Origin of the sequence: Alcanivorax sediminis (genome assembly GCF_009601165.1) — a bacterium.
GTDB lineage: Bacteria > Pseudomonadota > Gammaproteobacteria > Pseudomonadales > Alcanivoracaceae > Alcanivorax > Alcanivorax sediminis.
This window is the reverse complement of record NZ_WIRE01000001.1, coordinates 2567648-2581790: the sequence shown is the minus strand read 5'-3', so window position 1 is coordinate 2581790 and position 14143 is coordinate 2567648. Positions and strand designations below refer to the sequence as shown.

Sequence of the window (14143 nt, the reverse complement as noted above, 5' to 3'; positions counted from 1 at the left end):
CTCTGTGATTAAGGTGGCAGTATAGCGAAAACCGTCCACAGACTCATGGGCGATTTTTTGTCAGGGCACCATCAGATGGGCAAACTCAGTTGTGGAACCAGTCGTAGAGCGTTTGTGCCATCTGGGCGTTAATCCCTGGCACCCTTGCCAATTCAGCCACAGACGCGTTCTTTAGCTGCTTCAGGCCACCAAAGTGAGTGAGCAGCGCCTTGCGACGCTTTGGCCCAATGCCGGGTATCTCATCCAGCGAGGAAGTCTTGCGCGCCTTTCCGCGTCGAGCTCGATGCCCGGTGAGCGCAAAACGATGTGCCTCATCCCTCACCTGTTGCAACAGGTGCAGCGCAGAATGTGAAGGGCCAGGGGTGAATTCCCGTCCATCAGGCAGATACAGGACCTCGAAACCCGGCCTCCTGCTTGGTCCCTTGCCGATCCCCATCGCCAGCATGCGTCCCTGCAGACCCAGCTCCCCCATTACCTCCCAACCTCGCTGAAGCTGCCCTTTTCCGCCGTCAATAAGCAACAGATCCGGAAGTCGACCCTCCTCGTTCAGCACACGCTGGTAGCGACGGCGTATGGCTTCTTCGAGGGATGCGTAGTCATCACCTGCCTGCTCAGGATTGACATTGAAGTAGCGATAATCCGGCTTGCGAGCACCCTGCTGGTCAAAGACCACACAGGAAGCCACCGCTTTTTCGCCCTGTGTATGACTGATATCAAAACATTCGATCCAGCGGAGCGGCCGGTCACTTTCCAGCAGGCTTTCCAGCGCAAGGAAGCGCTTTTCCATGTGCTCTCGAGCAGCGAGCTCCGTCGCCAGGGATTGGGTCGCGTTGGTGCGTGCCATTGTCACCCAGGCAGCCCGGTCGCCCCTTACCCGCCAGGCCACGCGCACTTTCTTGCCCCAATGGGTGGCGAGGGCCTGCTCAAGAGGCTCAGCGCCGGCAATCTCATGACTGAGCAGAATTTCGGGAGGATTGACCGGGTCTTCCCGGTCCCCAAGGTAGTACTGACCAACAAAGGCCTCGAGGATTTCTGCGAGATCCTCCTCGCCCCGAGTATCCGGTCGAAAAGTCCGGTGACCAAGAATACGCCCACCGCGGATCATCAGGACATCCACCACCGCCAGACCATGCCGGGCCTCCACTGCCACTACATCAAGGTCCCCCTGCCCGGTTTCCGCATACTGCTTCTGCTGAACTGCCTGTATGGCGGCTAGCTTGTCGCGCAGCACGGCGGCCTCTTCAAACGCCAGGTTCCGGGACGCCTCCTCCATCTTGAGGCTGAGATGCTCCACCACATCGCGGCTGCGACCATCAAGAAAGTCCATTGCCAATTTCACTTGCTGGGCATACTCCTCCGGGCTTGTCAGGCCAACACAGGGCGCGGTGCACCGTTGAATCTGGTGCTGCAGGCAGGGGCGCGTACGGTTGCGGAAGTAGCTATCGCTGCAATTGCGGACCTGGAACACCTTCTCCACCAGAGAAACCGCTTCACGTACGGCTCCGCCACTGGGATAGGGGCCAAAATAATGACTGCCCTTACGCCGGGTTCCGCGGTGGAAGGTAATCCGTGGGAACGTGTCTGACGTGGTAATGCGTATATACGGATAACTTTTGTCATCACGAAGAAGAATGTTGTAAGGCGGGCGCAAGCTCTTGATCAGCGATTGCTCAAGCAGCAGAGCTTCAGCCTCGCTGCCTGTCACCGTGGTTTGCACATCGGCAATACGCGCTACCAGCGCTCGGGTTTTGACGCTGGCTACATTCTTCTGGAAATAACTGCTCAGCCGCGCCTGGAGGTTTCTCGCCTTGCCCACATACAGAACATCACCTTCTGCATTCAGCATGCGATAGACGCCGGGCTTGCGGGCGCAATGATCAAGGAAGTGTTTCGGGTCGAACTCAGACAAGGAAAGTCTCCGCTTCAGGCCGCCAAGTATATCAGCGCTGACAGAGACATTTCCTCAATGGCGAGACTTCTTTAGCCGGGCAGGCTTTGCTCCACTGCATCCAGCATTCCGTGACGCACGGCCAACAAGGCCATTTCCACGTCACTGGATACTCCCAGCTTGTCGAAGATACGATATCGATAGGTGTTGACTGTCTTGGGAGACAAACACAGTTTGTCGGCCACATCCTGAACCTTGTGGCAATTGACGATCATCATCATGATCTGCAGTTCGCGCTCGGAGAGCATGTCCAGCAGGCTGGCTTCTTCGCCAACATAGGGCTTTAACGCCATGGCCTGGGCTATTTCGGGGCTGATGTAGCGCTGCCCGGTGGTCACAATCTTGATGGCGCGCACCATTTCATCCAGGTCCGCCCCCTTGGTCATGTAACCCGCGGCTCCCGCTTTCATGAGACGGGATGGAAACGGTTCTTCTTCACACATGGTGACCGCAATCACACGCAGGCCATCATCTACACGCAGCAATTTGCGAGTGGCTTCGAGCCCCCCGATGCCAGGCATCTTGATGTCCATGAGCACCACATCAGGGGAGTTGTCACGGGTCAACTGAATGGCCTCTTCCCCGGAACTGGCTTGCCCGACCACCTTGATACCATCGACCTCGTCCAGCATCCTCGCGATGCCGGTTCTGACCAGATCATGGTCGTCCACTACCAATACTTTGATCATGCTCTTACCTCCGGGTAGTTCCATTACCCGCCTAGCGTGAAGAAGCGGAAACCATACTCACTACCCTTTCTGTTTCATAGGACATTTTAGGCAAAGATTGATGGCTGTCACCGATACAGACTGTATATTAGCCTTAGGTCGTGTAGACCTTCGAGTCAGGCATGAGAGACTAACTCTTTGCAACAAAACCAACAGGAAATGACCCAAGGGTAACTCCCATGAGCGCAATCGTTCTGCTCCTGCTGGGGCTTGGTGGCATGGCTGCCGGTTATTTATTCTACTCCCGGTTTATCGCCAACCGCATCTTCAAACTAGACCCTGATTTTCGCACCCCGGCCCACGAATTTGAGGATGGCGTGGACTTCGTCCCCACGAACCGTTATGTGCTCTGGGGGCACCACTTCACCTCCGTCGCAGGGGCTGCCCCCATCGTAGGCCCGGCCATCGCTGTGATCTGGGGCTGGCTGCCTGCCTTCATCTGGGTGGTGCTTGGCACCATCTTTTTTGCCGGTGTTCATGACAGTGGTGCGCTCTGGGCCAGTGTCCGGAACCGCGCCAAGTCCGTTGGCGCCCTCACCGGTGAAGTGGTCGGCCATCGAGCACGCACGATCTTCATGATTGTTATATTCCTGGTCCTGTTGATGGTTAACGCTGTATTTGGGGTGGTTATCGCCAAGCTACTGATCAACAACCCGGGGGCTGTCGTTCCAGTGTGGGGGGCTATTGCTGTTGCCCTTGTCATTGGGCAGCTGATCTATCGTCGAGTGATTGGCCTGGGGATTGTGTCCATTGCCGGTGTTATTGCGCTTTACTCCCTGATCTACATCGGCCCGCAAGTCCCCGTTGCACTTCCTGATCAAGTGATGGGGCTTTCTGCCAGCGCCAGCTGGATTCTGCTGTTGTTCGCTTACGCCGCTATCGCGTCGCTGCTACCGGTGTGGATGCTGTTACAACCGCGCGACTACATAAATGGCTTGCAGTTGTTTGTCGGCCTGATCCTGCTTTACGGTGCCGTACTGATCGGCAACCCTATGGTTGTGGCGCCGATGATCAATGTGGACGTGCCTCCTGGCACCCCTTCACTTCTGCCCTTGCTGTTCGTAACGATTGCCTGTGGTGCCATCTCAGGCTTCCATGGTCTTGTCGCCTCGGGCACCAGCTCCAAACAGCTGGACAAGGAAACGGATGCCCGCTTCGTGGGTTATTTTGGCGCCATTGGTGAGGGCTCCTTGGCGCTGGCAGCGATTATTGCCGCTACTGCCGGCTTTGCGACGCTGGCAGATTGGCAGGCGGTCTACACCGCCTTTGGCAAGGGCAGCCTGACCGCCTTTGTTGATGGCGGCGCAGCCATTCTGGCCGGCGGGCTGGGCATGGAGGTCGGTGTCGCTGCAACCCTGCTCACCGTGATGGCGGCTCTTTTCGCGGGCACCACCATGGACACCGGGCTGCGTCTTCAGCGTTATATTTTCCAGGAGTGGGGCGATATCTATCAGCAAAAATGGCTGACGCGTCCCCTGCCCGCCACGCTACTCTCAGTGATCAGCTGCCTGCTGCTTGCCTTCGGTGCCGGTGGGGCGGATGGCAGCGGTGGCCTGTTGATCTGGCCGTTGTTCGGTACCACCAATCAGCTTTTGGCCGGCCTGACCTTGCTGGTCATCACCATCATGCTGGTACGGCGTGGCCGCCCGGCTATTTACACTCTCGGCCCGCTTGCGTTCCTGCTGATCATGACGCTGATGGCCCTGCTACTGCAGCTCAAAAGCTTCTATGACAAACAGGACTGGTTCCTGCTTGGGCTGGATATCGTCGTGCTGGTTGCTGCACTGCTGGTGACGCTGGAGTGTGCAGCAGCCCTGAAAAAAGCGTTTGCTGAACCTGCGGAGCAAACCTGATGGCTGGCCGCATTATCGGGGCATTGCGTCGGCTCAATGAGCTGGGCACCCAGTATTACAACGCGCCCTACCGTGCGGCCATCGCTCGCGCCAAGCGTGACGAGGAAGACCTGTTCATGCTGCTTGTGTTCTCGGAAATGATGGGGATTCCCAACCCTGCCGCCTGGAGCACTCTGGAACTGCAACCCTTGTTGATGGATCGCTTCCACGACTGGCACACCCGCATGGGCATGGAGCGCTCCCCCCTCGATCACTTTCGTTGCTGCTGATGGCCTCCTCAGAACTGAATATCGATGATTTGATCCGCCATCGCTCTTTGCTGATGGTGGGAGGCAAAGGGGGGGTCGGGAAAACCACTTCCGCTGCGGCCATTGCCTGCCGGGCAGCGGATGCCGGTCGCAAAGTGTTGCTGGTGTCTACGGATCCAGCCCACAGCCTTGGCGACGCCTTCGCCAGCCCGATTGGCAACCGTATCCGCTGCATGGCACCCAACCTTTTTGCGCTGGAACTGGATCCTGATGAAGAGGTGGATCGGTATCTGGAAAACGTCAGCGCGCAGATGCGCCGCTTTGCCGGACCGGATCAATTCAAGGAACTCGAGAAACAGTTACGCCTGAGTCGTCAGTCTCCTGGTGCCCAGGAAGCCGCCCTGCTCGAGCGCATTTCCCGAATCATCGACGAAACCAGTAACGATTATGATCTGGTGATCTTCGACACCGCACCGACTGGCCACACATTGCGGTTACTCAGCCTGCCCGAGATCATGGCCGCCTGGACCAGCGGCCTCCTCAAGCATAATCACAAGGCCCAGCAGCTCGGCAAGGTGCTCGATCACCTGAGCCCCGGGAAGGATCTGGATAGCCCGTTACAAGACCCGGTGGAACACGCCAACCGAGATCTCGACCCACGCAGTCGTCAGATTGCGGATACCTTGCTGGCACGCCAGCGGCTCTTCCACAGGGCGCGCCGGGTACTTTCCGACGCTGATAAAACTGCGTTCATCTTTGTCATGACGCCGGAAAAGCTGCCCATTCTGGAAACCGGCAGAGCCGTGGACAGCCTCAACGATTCAGGTATTCCAGTGGCAGGTATCATTATCAACCGGGTGCTGCCCACGAAGGTGGATGGCGCATTTTTTGCGGCACGCGTGATGACACAGCAACGTCATCTTGATGAAATTAAAGACCGTTTTCATGCATTAGCAATGCTGAGCATTCCATTGCAGGAAGACGATGTTCAGGGGCTGGATGCGATCCGTGACTTTTCCCGTCTGCTCGGTTGAGTAAAGAAACGGAAGCTTTACAGCGCCAGCCCTGTCCTGCAGTGAATCAATGCCCATAAAAAAAGCCCGCACTCTTTGAGCGCGGGCTTTTTGTTTGGCGGAGGGGGTGTCTTTCTCCGCCTAACTTTATGCCGTTTCAATCAATATCATTAACCCACTCAAACCCGCATTATATCTGCATTCCTTGTCTTTTCCCGTCTTAACCAATATCATCCCATTACATATCTATTGATAGGTAGTTAGATACGCTGGAAAGTTAAAATCCTGCATCTGACAAACTGGCGAAGCCGAACAAACGAAACGGGCCATTCATGCCAAAGAAAGCCAGGGAATTGACCGCCACAGAGGTTAAGCGGCTGACTCATTCAGTTAGCAAGACCACCGGCAAGGCATACAATGCGCTGCACCCCGTTGGCGGCGTGGCCGGCCTGCTCATGCAAGTCACCCCGACCGGTGCAAAGTCCTGGATTTACCGGACCACTGTAGGAGGGAAGCGTAGAAGCATCGGCCTAGGCGGCTTCCCTGATGTGTCCCTAGCAGGGGCAAGGGAGAAAGCACGCGATTGCCGAGAGCAGATAGAGAGCGGCATTGACCCTATTGAGCAGCGGCAAGCCGCCCGGCAGTCACTTATTGCTGAACAGTTCAAAACCCTGACCTTTGATGATGCTGCCCGGCAATTCCTCGCCGTGAAGTCCCGAGAGTTCAAGAACCCAAAACATATCCAGCAGTGGACAAACACGCTCTCGACCTACGCCAGCCCTGTCATTGGGAAAATGGCCGTTTCAGAGATTGAGCTTCCACATATTGTCCAGGTGCTGGAGCCTATCTGGCACACCAAGACAGAAACCGCTGGCCGTGTCCGTGGCCGTATTGAAAAGGTGCTGGCATGGGCCACCGTTTCGGGATTCCGTACCGGCGAAAACCCGGCACGGCTTAAAGACAATGTAGACCTTGCCTTGGGCAAGCCATCCAAAATCAAGAAGGCCAAGCACTTCACTGCCCTGCCCTATGCAGAGCTGCCTAGCTTCATGGCTGAACTACGCCAACGCCCTGCAGTATCAGCACGCGCCCTTGAGTTCGCCATCCTCACGGCTGCCCGCTCTGGAGAGGTTCGCGGCGCGACTTGGGATGAAATTGACCTAGATGCTGCCGTCTGGACGATTCCTGCGGACAGGATGAAGGCAGGCAAACCGCACAAGGTGCCGCTTTGCCCTGATGCCGTAGAGATTCTGCGAGAGATCCCCCGCTTTGAGGGCAGTGATTTCATCTTCACCGCTCCCCGTGGCGGCAAATTTTCTGACGTGGCGCTAACCGCTCTACTGAAGCGCATGGACATAAAAGCTACCGCCCACGGCTTCCGCTCTACTTTCAAGGATTGGGCACGAGAGCAAACCAGCTATGCAGACGAGGTATCAGAACTGGCCCTGGCTCACGTTAACAGTGATGCCACACGCGCCGCCTATGCCCGGTCTGAGCTTATCGACAAGCGACGCCAGCTAATGGCGGAATGGGCAGCATTCGCAAACTCAAAAGAGCAAGTTGACCGTGCCTGATGGCATCAGGCAAACCGGGCCCACTGGTATTAGCCCTACCAGCAGGCCCTAACCACAAAACCACCTAACGCAGAGGTGAAATCATGGCTGATGAAAATACTATCACGCTGGTAAATGAAATCCTGGAGCAAATCGGGACTATGGCCAACGCTTTGAGCACTGGTCTGGTGGACCTGAATTGCAATCCAGAGGACGCGGCCAGAGGGTACGCCTACATATACTCAACAATGGCGGAGCGTATCGGGTGGCTTGCCGATCTTGGCCTTACCCACACCACCGGCTCCCCTGACATTGCGGGAGGTGCTGAGGACTGGTTCATGCCCCCCAGCTATCAAAGCGCAAAGCGCAAGACTCCAACCGTAGGAGAACACTCATGAGCACTCCATCATTTGGCGAACTACTGAAGGACCTGGACACCATTGCACCTGTATGCGGTCCCGATGGCGGAAAACTGCCCCTCTCCAGCGAGCAATCAGAGCAGCTACGTCGCATTGCCCAAGCAAGCGAAGAAACCGGCGATGCCCTGGAGCTCGGTATTCAGGTGGTTGGCAAGTTAATGGCAGCAAGCACCACCAGTGAGCTGCCAATGGATGCTGACGAGATACAGGCCCTGGGCTGGTTCATCCGTGAGGTGAGTGACGTGGTTCATTGCCTCAAGAATGTTGGCCTAGGCGCCGAGTACCGGGCACAGGCACACGGAAACCAGTAGGCAGGAAATAGCGGATACGGCCAACTCTGTCATGGAGTTGGCCGTGGGAGAACTGGACATGCCTAGAAAAATTCCTAAACAGCATACAGGCGGCTGGGTTGATGAATCCATCTCACCGCGAGCCAAGAAGAAGATACTAGGACTCCCGCATGGAGAGGAATTGTTATGCCAGATCCAGCGATTGCTGGGTGAGTATCGTGATTGGTCAAGCTACAGGGACACTGCCCCGACTAAAGAGGAAACACTTAAGCATTCAGAGAAAACACAAAAACTAGTAGCCGACCTTCTAACTCATCTTGGCATGACGCCAGAACCGGTCAAAGCCTATATTAGCGAAGACCTTTACCTTACTGGAAAGGGTTACTTCGAGGGGTTTGTGTACCCCATTGAACAGCAACTACAAACCTATTTGTTGCTTCTAAAGCGGTCGCAGAGACGGGTTGAACAGTGGCCGTCAAACAAAGGACGACGCCCCAGCAACCTTGAACACATCCTGCTTTCAAATGTGGCCGGCCTCCTGGAGGGCACCGGTATGAAAGTCACAGAGGCGGCAGCCCAAGCAGCAGAAATTCTCCAAGCTGCAGGCGTTAGCTCTCTGCCAGGCCCTGATGATCCCAAGGAAGCCAGAAAAGCCGTCCGCGCCATCAGAGAATCCATGAGGGGGTAATAACTCCCCCTAAACAGGGAGCTTTCCAACTCCTCCTCTATTCCTTCCTCAACGGTTTCATATCTGTGTCACTCGCAAACATACAGGCACAGACAGATGAAATACCTCTCAGATAAGCAAACCGCAGACCGCTACGAAGTCTCCCGTGCCACTTGGTGGAGATGGGTTCGAGAAGGTCATGCGCCCAAGCCAGTAAAGCTTTCTCCTGGTTGCACTCGCTGGAAACTGGTCGACCTTGAATCTTGGGAATCAGCTCAGGAGGCCCAAGCATGAACTACCCCGACTTCCTGCACCACGAAGATGTGGCCAGCCTGAGCTCAGAATCATCCGTAAAAGATATTACGGAAGCCATGAACCTGTCCCGGAAACTAAAGCACTGGCTGGACAGATCCCGCGCCATTGATGTGATTGCCCTTCGCACAGAAACAAGCGCCGACCTGCTGAAGCGGCTGCTGCCAGAAATTGGAGGGGATCCCGATGACCGATAAACGGAAAGCCCCCGTGCCGGCTGCCACCGAGCACGAGGGCCAGAATCATCGCCAGAGCAAGCGACTCCTCAATCATACCGGGTTGCGGCCGCTTTCCAAACGCCAGTTTCGAGCTGTCAGCCTGCTACTGACCCGGGACATATCCCCTCTGGACGTAGAGCGCCTGGCAGGCTGCAGAAATGGCCCTGAGCTTGTTGCCACCCTTCGCCGTCGCGGGCTTCAGATAGACACGCTGGAGGACCGGAAACCAGACAGAGACGGCAGAACCTGCAGGACCGGCCTCTATCGACTCAGGGAGCTGTCCAGGGATCTTGCTGAGGCCCTGCTACTGAAATCCGAGCAACAAGGCTGAGGGCTCACATGAGCGGCAAAAGTGCCCTTCCCTTTGACAAGGTGGGCGGCGTTGTGGCCATTCAGCGGCGCTTGCTGACATCGAAAAGGTTTCTCGGACTGTCATGCCAGGCAAAGGCATTGCTCATGCTGATGCATCGCCACTGGACACCAAACGGCCCTATAGGCTTCGGAGTCAGGCAAGCAGAAAGCGAGATCCCGTGTGCCCGGGCAACCGCCATGAAGGCCTTTAGAGAGCTAGAGAATGCCGGCTTTATCGTGATGGTAGAACCGAGCGTTTTTTGCTCCAGGACCGAATCCAAAACCAGAACCTGGCGGCTTACTTGGATGCCCTGCTGGCGGAACCGAGCGCCAACAAATGATTGGGAGAAAGCCCAATGAGCTTTTTACATTTCGATTTCTACCGGTTCAATTTTGATACCTCTAACCACTCCACAGGTATCAAATTTAGACCATTGGAGTCATTTGAAGGTGCCACAGGTATCAAATCTGATACCTCTGGAGGGCATTTTCACGGTTCACAGGTATCAAATATGAACCACTCCTACATAACCACCACCAGACCAAACCCTATCCAAGGGCCAAAACAGCGGGCGGGCCAATTTGCATCGCTAACGGTGTCAGCGTTAGCTGAGCGTTACCTCACCGTTATCAAACTGGAACCCAGAAATAACCCAAATCAGAACTGGGTTTCTGGTATCACTCTGGTACGCCTCACGATTAATCGCGATATATCCCGAGCGTTTCAGCGAATGTTCACTGAACCCTCAGTGAACTCTCACTGCAGTCGTCACTTAGTCCGCACTGAGCATTGTCAGCACCCAGGTGCTTCCCCATTGCTTCACCGGGAATCAATGGGTATTTCCCTGAGCATTCTCCGGGGCTCACTTAATCCACATTCGATCTGCACCATGTCCGCAAACTGTCCGAAGCGATGCGGACACAATGCGGATCCCCTTACCGAAAGCCTTCCGGGAAGCCTTCGGCAAAGCCTTTACCGCATGGTAGAGAGAAAGACCCGGGAGGCTGCGTGATGACAAGGGAAATCGACCCCGTTTACCTGCAGGCCCTAATCAGCAAGTTACTAGAGGCGGCACAGTCCGAAGGAATTCCCATGACGCTGGATGAGCGCCTAGCCCCGGAGGATGCAGCAAAGCTGCTGGGTGTAAGCCCTCGAACTTTGAAGAACGCTCGCAGCCCCACCCATCCCCAGGACGGCCCGAAGTTTTACCGACTACCTGGGCCAACTGGCGGACGTGTCAGCTATGCACTGAGAGACATTGCCAACTGGATCGCTAGTAGGTGAAAGGCCCTAAAAGGCCCTTAACGGCTCAAGACCTGCCCTCATTGTTTGGCGACCATAAAACCATCAACTGCACTCACCTAGAGAGACTGAACGATGGATATTGATGACCTGCTTTCACCGTCCAAAGATACCTACGAATACGGCGCCGACCATGCGTTGATGCACTGGACTCGAGCCGAACGAAAGGCCTACGGCGAGGCCATCCGGGAGCACTTCGAGCTGAGCCAGCGTGGTTTTGTTGACCTGGCCCGTATCATGACTGAACACAAAGGCGCCCTTAGCCACGCGCTAAAGCCATTCATGGACAGTGAGAACAAGACATTTTCCCATTCTAGGCCCGGATTTGAGCGGCTTTTGGAGCGCAACGCTAATCAATCTTTGACCAGTATTTGGGGGGAGGAAGATGGCAAGCGTATTGCCGAGTTTTACCTGAGCTCCATCAGGAACGTGGACCTGCTGGGCAGCCTGTTGGCCTTCGGCAAGGAGATTCCTGAAGACCTGTCTGCAGTAGTGGCCGCATCAGGCGGAATCGCCACCAATCTGGCTGAAGGCCAGACCAAACCGCTTGTTACACAGACACTGAACCGCTCTGGTGTGCCTGAAGTAAAAGTTGCCGGAATGTGTGCAGTTACAAAAGAGCTGGCCATGGCAACGGGGGCTGCAGGGCGCCGACTTTTTGAGAGCGAGTTACGAAACGCCGTTGTCGGTGGCAGCAATGAAGCCATCCTGACCACATCCACCCCAGCCAGCACCGTCACTGCCACCAGCGACCCGGTGGCCGACCTTGGCAGTCTGCTGGCCGCCCTACCCAACTCAACAAACTACGTCATTGCCACTACTGGCGAGAAATGCCGGGCCCTGGCCATGGCGTCCCAAAACGGGATGAGCATCAACGGCGGTGAGTATATCCCTGGTGTTCATGTGGTGCCGGTCATTGAGCCAGACTCAAGCAGCCCACAAATGATGGGCTTTGCCTGTGATCGCATCGCTGTCGCCAATGGCGGCCTGACCCTGAAGCAAGCCAGCCATGCCAGCGTAGAGCTGGCGGAATCCCCGACCGATTCCGGCGAGCTGGTCAGCCTGTGGCAAGCCGGCCTTGTGGGCGTGATGACTGAGCGCCGTTTCCGTTTCCATGCAGAACCTGAAGCCATCGTGGAGGTAGCGTAATGGCCTATTTCAAACCCACCGAGCAGCAACTGGAGTCAATGGCAAAGCTGGGCCTGAGCCCCAAACTGGACGCCACCATTGAAAACTGTGCCCGGATTGCCGTGATTCTGGATCTGATTATTCAGGAGGCCTACCCGGATATTGACCTGTCCGGCGACAAGAAAGGCCTGCTGGGCAAATTGATCGGCAAGTGACCGTTTTGGCCCCGTACCTAGCCCGTGTCTGTCTGGTGAGGCGCCACCGGATAGTTATTCTCCAACGGGTACGGGGCCAACCTATTGAGGAACGACCATGGAAAGAGCGTATTCCATCCTGACCCGCACAGCCGTTGATGAAGAGCGGCGCGTTATCCGAGGCATGGCCACCACTCCAGCACCAGACCGCCATGGGGACATTGTGGAGCCATCAGGCGCGGTATTCAGAAACCCAACCCCTTTGCTCTGGCAGCACAAGCATGACGCCCCTGTTGGCTCTGTGACCTTCAGCCGCCCCACTGAGGCAGGCATCCCATTTGTTGCCACACTGCCCTCTATCAAGGAGTCAGGCAGCCTACAGGCCCGAGTGGATGAAGCATGGCAAAGCATTAGGGAGAAGCTGGTAACTGCCGTATCCATTGGATTCATCCCGGATCCAGATTACACAGAGTCACGCCCTGGTGGTGGCTGGCGTTTCAACCGGTACGAAATCATTGAGCTATCGCTTGTCACAGTGCCGGCCAATGCTGACGCCATCTTTGAAGCTGTGAAGTCGATGGATGCAGACAACAGGGAGCGCAAGGCGACACAGCGCACCGTATCCCCGAGAGAGCAGCGGCGCCTGGAGCGCATGAAACGGCGGGGGGGCATCTGAAAAGTTTGCCTGGACCGCCTAAAAGACCGCCCTCCCAACCTTTTTCTAATCAAAAGGAGTGTTCCCTTTGAAAAAAGCACCCAGCCACCTGACAGATGAAGGCCGCCAATGGTGGCGCCGCATCGTTAAGGAGTACGGCATAGACGATGATGCAGGCCTGTTGCTGCTGCAGACCGGCCTGGAGGCTTTCTGCCGCATGAGGGAGTGCCAGGCAGCTATTTCCACTGATGGAGCGGTTATCAAAGACCGCTTTGAGCAGCCCAAACCCCATCCATTGCTGTCTGTAGAGCGTGATTCACGCGCCCAGATGCTGGCAGCCCTAAAGCAACTGAACCTAGACCTGGAGCCCCTGCGGGATGGCCCTGGGCGCCCTGCAGGAGTCTGAACCATGGGAACCACAAGACGCAGAGTAAGCCGAAACCGTAGCCACGGCCTGACGCCGCAAATTCGCGCCCTGTTCATGGTGGGTAGTGGCTGGAATCAGGTTGGGGACGCTGAGGCCAAGCGCCTGTGGGATCTGCATGGCAGGGCCTTTCTGGATAGCCTGCAGAGCATCCCCGCGGAGGGGGAGACAAACCGGCCATTTGCCCTGGTGCTCTTAGGCGTACCCAACTAGCTTTACCCTAATGTAAACAGCTATACGGCATACAATTTTTGGTTCTGGATTAGGGCGTGGAGATAGGGACTCTGTAGCCGATGATTCGAACACCTCTGCTTCGGGAATCAACCGCACCAACAGGCTCACCATTTTTAATAACGATTGGTGTTTGTAGAGAGACAGCATCACCGATGTGACCACATGTGGCTCCACCTCCACGCGCGGGCACCTCTAGAATAATTTGTGCCGCGGTCCGTACTTTCGCAATGAGCGCTCCATTACATGAGCTTTCCGACATAACGCCAAGAGGCCAGATAGCATCCGTGATGTAATAGTCATATCCAGTTTCAAGCGTGAAATAGCCGCCGGCACCATTGTCCGGCAGAAAGTAGTTAAAAGGTTCACCAGCGAGGCCTTGCTCCGAGTGGCTAACATTAGCGGTCAATGCGTTGATACGAGCCTCAAGCTCCTGAAAGTTTCCGTTCAATTCACTAGCGTAAATCGGGTCGCCAGCCTGGAATGTAGTCAGCTCTGCAGCTTGCGCCTGAGTAACTCCTAGTAAAGCTAAAAGAAATACTCCAAATTGTTTCATGTCATCCCCCTCCTTTATTGGAATGTTGAGCTGCCAAGGTCGCCGCTCTTTT

At 55.9% G+C, this 14143-nt stretch carries 17 protein-coding genes; 14 read left to right on the top strand and 3 right to left on the bottom strand.

Features of this window, described 5'->3' with window-relative positions; genetic code table 11:
- Nucleotides 1–85 precede the first annotated feature (85 nt).
- Nucleotides 86–1909, bottom strand: a complete 1824-nt coding sequence (uvrC, locus tag GFN93_RS11790) for an excinuclease ABC subunit UvrC (protein ID WP_153501274.1) — start codon at nucleotides 1907–1909, stop codon at nucleotides 86–88.
- A 71-nt stretch (nucleotides 1910–1980) separates the two neighbouring features.
- Nucleotides 1981–2637 (bottom strand): UvrY/SirA/GacA family response regulator transcription factor, encoded by a 657-nt coding sequence (gene uvrY, locus GFN93_RS11785; RefSeq protein WP_153501273.1) that lies wholly within the window; start codon nucleotides 2635–2637, stop codon nucleotides 1981–1983.
- 218 nt (nucleotides 2638–2855) lie between these two features.
- Here uvrY and GFN93_RS11780 point away from each other — a divergent pair, with 218 nt between their 5' ends.
- The 14 genes from GFN93_RS11780 to GFN93_RS11710 all read left to right on the top strand — a co-directional run bounded on the left by GFN93_RS11780 (nucleotide 2856) and on the right by GFN93_RS11710 (nucleotide 13517).
- Complete coding sequence (locus GFN93_RS11780; RefSeq protein WP_153501272.1) at nucleotides 2856–4529, top strand: carbon starvation CstA family protein; 1674 nt, start codon at nucleotides 2856–2858, stop codon at nucleotides 4527–4529.
- Complete coding sequence (locus GFN93_RS11775) at nucleotides 4529–4798, top strand: cory-CC-star protein (protein ID WP_153501271.1); 270 nt, start codon at nucleotides 4529–4531, stop codon at nucleotides 4796–4798. The genes GFN93_RS11780 and GFN93_RS11775 overlap by 1 nt, the downstream gene beginning before the upstream one ends.
- Complete coding sequence (locus GFN93_RS11770) at nucleotides 4798–5811, top strand: ArsA family ATPase (protein ID WP_153501270.1); 1014 nt, start codon at nucleotides 4798–4800, stop codon at nucleotides 5809–5811. Before GFN93_RS11775 ends, GFN93_RS11770 begins: the two co-directional genes overlap by 1 nt.
- A gap of 311 nt (nucleotides 5812–6122) precedes the next feature.
- The gene (locus tag GFN93_RS11765) at nucleotides 6123–7364 is read left to right on the top strand and encodes a tyrosine-type recombinase/integrase (protein ID WP_153501269.1); all 1242 of its coding nucleotides are present in this window, start codon (nucleotides 6123–6125) and stop codon (nucleotides 7362–7364) included.
- Nucleotides 7365–7447: 83 nt separating this feature from the next.
- Nucleotides 7448–7741, top strand: a complete 294-nt coding sequence (locus GFN93_RS11760; RefSeq protein ID WP_153501268.1) for a hypothetical protein — start codon at nucleotides 7448–7450, stop codon at nucleotides 7739–7741.
- On the top strand, nucleotides 7738–8073 hold the full coding sequence (locus GFN93_RS11755; RefSeq protein WP_153501267.1) for a hypothetical protein: 336 nt from the start codon (nucleotides 7738–7740) through the stop codon (nucleotides 8071–8073). The genes GFN93_RS11760 and GFN93_RS11755 overlap by 4 nt, the downstream gene beginning before the upstream one ends.
- Before the next feature lie 43 nt (nucleotides 8074–8116).
- The gene (locus GFN93_RS11750; protein ID WP_153501266.1) at nucleotides 8117–8740 is read left to right on the top strand and encodes a hypothetical protein; all 624 of its coding nucleotides are present in this window, start codon (nucleotides 8117–8119) and stop codon (nucleotides 8738–8740) included.
- A 269-nt stretch (nucleotides 8741–9009) separates the two neighbouring features.
- Entirely contained in the window at nucleotides 9010–9228 is a 219-nt protein-coding gene (locus GFN93_RS11740; protein ID WP_153501264.1) for a hypothetical protein, read from the top strand.
- Nucleotides 9218–9580: a hypothetical protein gene (locus GFN93_RS11735; protein ID WP_153501263.1), complete on the top strand. Its 363-nt coding sequence runs from the start codon at nucleotides 9218–9220 to the stop codon at nucleotides 9578–9580. Before GFN93_RS11740 ends, GFN93_RS11735 begins: the two co-directional genes overlap by 11 nt.
- A gap of 1398 nt (nucleotides 9581–10978) precedes the next feature.
- Entirely contained in the window at nucleotides 10979–12052 is a 1074-nt protein-coding gene (locus GFN93_RS11730) for a hypothetical protein (RefSeq protein WP_153501262.1), read from the top strand.
- Nucleotides 12052–12246, top strand: coding sequence for a hypothetical protein (locus GFN93_RS11725; RefSeq protein WP_153501261.1), 195 nt, complete (start codon nucleotides 12052–12054; stop codon nucleotides 12244–12246). The genes GFN93_RS11730 and GFN93_RS11725 overlap by 1 nt, the downstream gene beginning before the upstream one ends.
- Nucleotides 12247–12343: 97 nt before the next feature.
- Entirely contained in the window at nucleotides 12344–12901 is a 558-nt protein-coding gene (locus GFN93_RS11720) for an HK97 family phage prohead protease (protein WP_153501260.1), read from the top strand.
- A gap of 67 nt (nucleotides 12902–12968) precedes the next feature.
- The gene (locus GFN93_RS11715; protein WP_153501259.1) at nucleotides 12969–13286 is read left to right on the top strand and encodes a phage terminase small subunit P27 family; all 318 of its coding nucleotides are present in this window, start codon (nucleotides 12969–12971) and stop codon (nucleotides 13284–13286) included.
- Between the two features lie 3 nt (nucleotides 13287–13289).
- A complete protein-coding gene (locus GFN93_RS11710) occupies nucleotides 13290–13517 on the top strand; it encodes a hypothetical protein (protein WP_153501258.1) in 228 nt (75 codons plus the stop codon).
- Nucleotides 13518–13566: 49 nt separating this feature from the next.
- On the opposite strand, the gene GFN93_RS11705 is transcribed toward GFN93_RS11710, so the two are convergent.
- Nucleotides 13567–14091 (bottom strand): hypothetical protein, encoded by a 525-nt coding sequence (locus tag GFN93_RS11705; RefSeq protein WP_153501257.1) that lies wholly within the window; start codon nucleotides 14089–14091, stop codon nucleotides 13567–13569.
- Between the last annotated feature and the right edge of the window lie 52 nt (nucleotides 14092–14143).

Excerpts from the sequence above, each read along its gene's own strand:
- uvrY (WP_153501273.1), bottom strand. The coding sequence starts at position 2,637 with ATGATCAAAGTATTGGTAGTGGACGACCATGATCTGGTCAGAACCGGC.
- GFN93_RS11780 (WP_153501272.1), top strand. The coding sequence starts at position 2,856 with ATGAGCGCAATCGTTCTGCTCCTGCTGGGGCTTGGTGGCATGGCTGCC.
- GFN93_RS11775 (WP_153501271.1), top strand. The coding sequence starts at position 4,529 with ATGGCTGGCCGCATTATCGGGGCATTGCGTCGGCTCAATGAGCTGGGC.
- GFN93_RS11770 (WP_153501270.1), top strand. The coding sequence starts at position 4,798 with ATGGCCTCCTCAGAACTGAATATCGATGATTTGATCCGCCATCGCTCT.
- GFN93_RS11765 (WP_153501269.1), top strand. The coding sequence starts at position 6,123 with ATGCCAAAGAAAGCCAGGGAATTGACCGCCACAGAGGTTAAGCGGCTG.
- GFN93_RS11760 (WP_153501268.1), top strand. The coding sequence starts at position 7,448 with ATGGCTGATGAAAATACTATCACGCTGGTAAATGAAATCCTGGAGCAA.
- GFN93_RS11755 (WP_153501267.1), top strand. The coding sequence starts at position 7,738 with ATGAGCACTCCATCATTTGGCGAACTACTGAAGGACCTGGACACCATT.
- GFN93_RS11740 (WP_153501264.1), top strand. The coding sequence starts at position 9,010 with ATGAACTACCCCGACTTCCTGCACCACGAAGATGTGGCCAGCCTGAGC.
- GFN93_RS11735 (WP_153501263.1), top strand. The coding sequence starts at position 9,218 with ATGACCGATAAACGGAAAGCCCCCGTGCCGGCTGCCACCGAGCACGAG.
- GFN93_RS11730 (WP_153501262.1), top strand. The coding sequence starts at position 10,979 with ATGGATATTGATGACCTGCTTTCACCGTCCAAAGATACCTACGAATAC.
- GFN93_RS11725 (WP_153501261.1), top strand. The coding sequence starts at position 12,052 with ATGGCCTATTTCAAACCCACCGAGCAGCAACTGGAGTCAATGGCAAAG.
- GFN93_RS11720 (WP_153501260.1), top strand. The coding sequence starts at position 12,344 with ATGGAAAGAGCGTATTCCATCCTGACCCGCACAGCCGTTGATGAAGAG.
- GFN93_RS11710 (WP_153501258.1), top strand. The coding sequence starts at position 13,290 with ATGGGAACCACAAGACGCAGAGTAAGCCGAAACCGTAGCCACGGCCTG.
- GFN93_RS11705 (WP_153501257.1), bottom strand. The coding sequence starts at position 14,091 with ATGAAACAATTTGGAGTATTTCTTTTAGCTTTACTAGGAGTTACTCAG.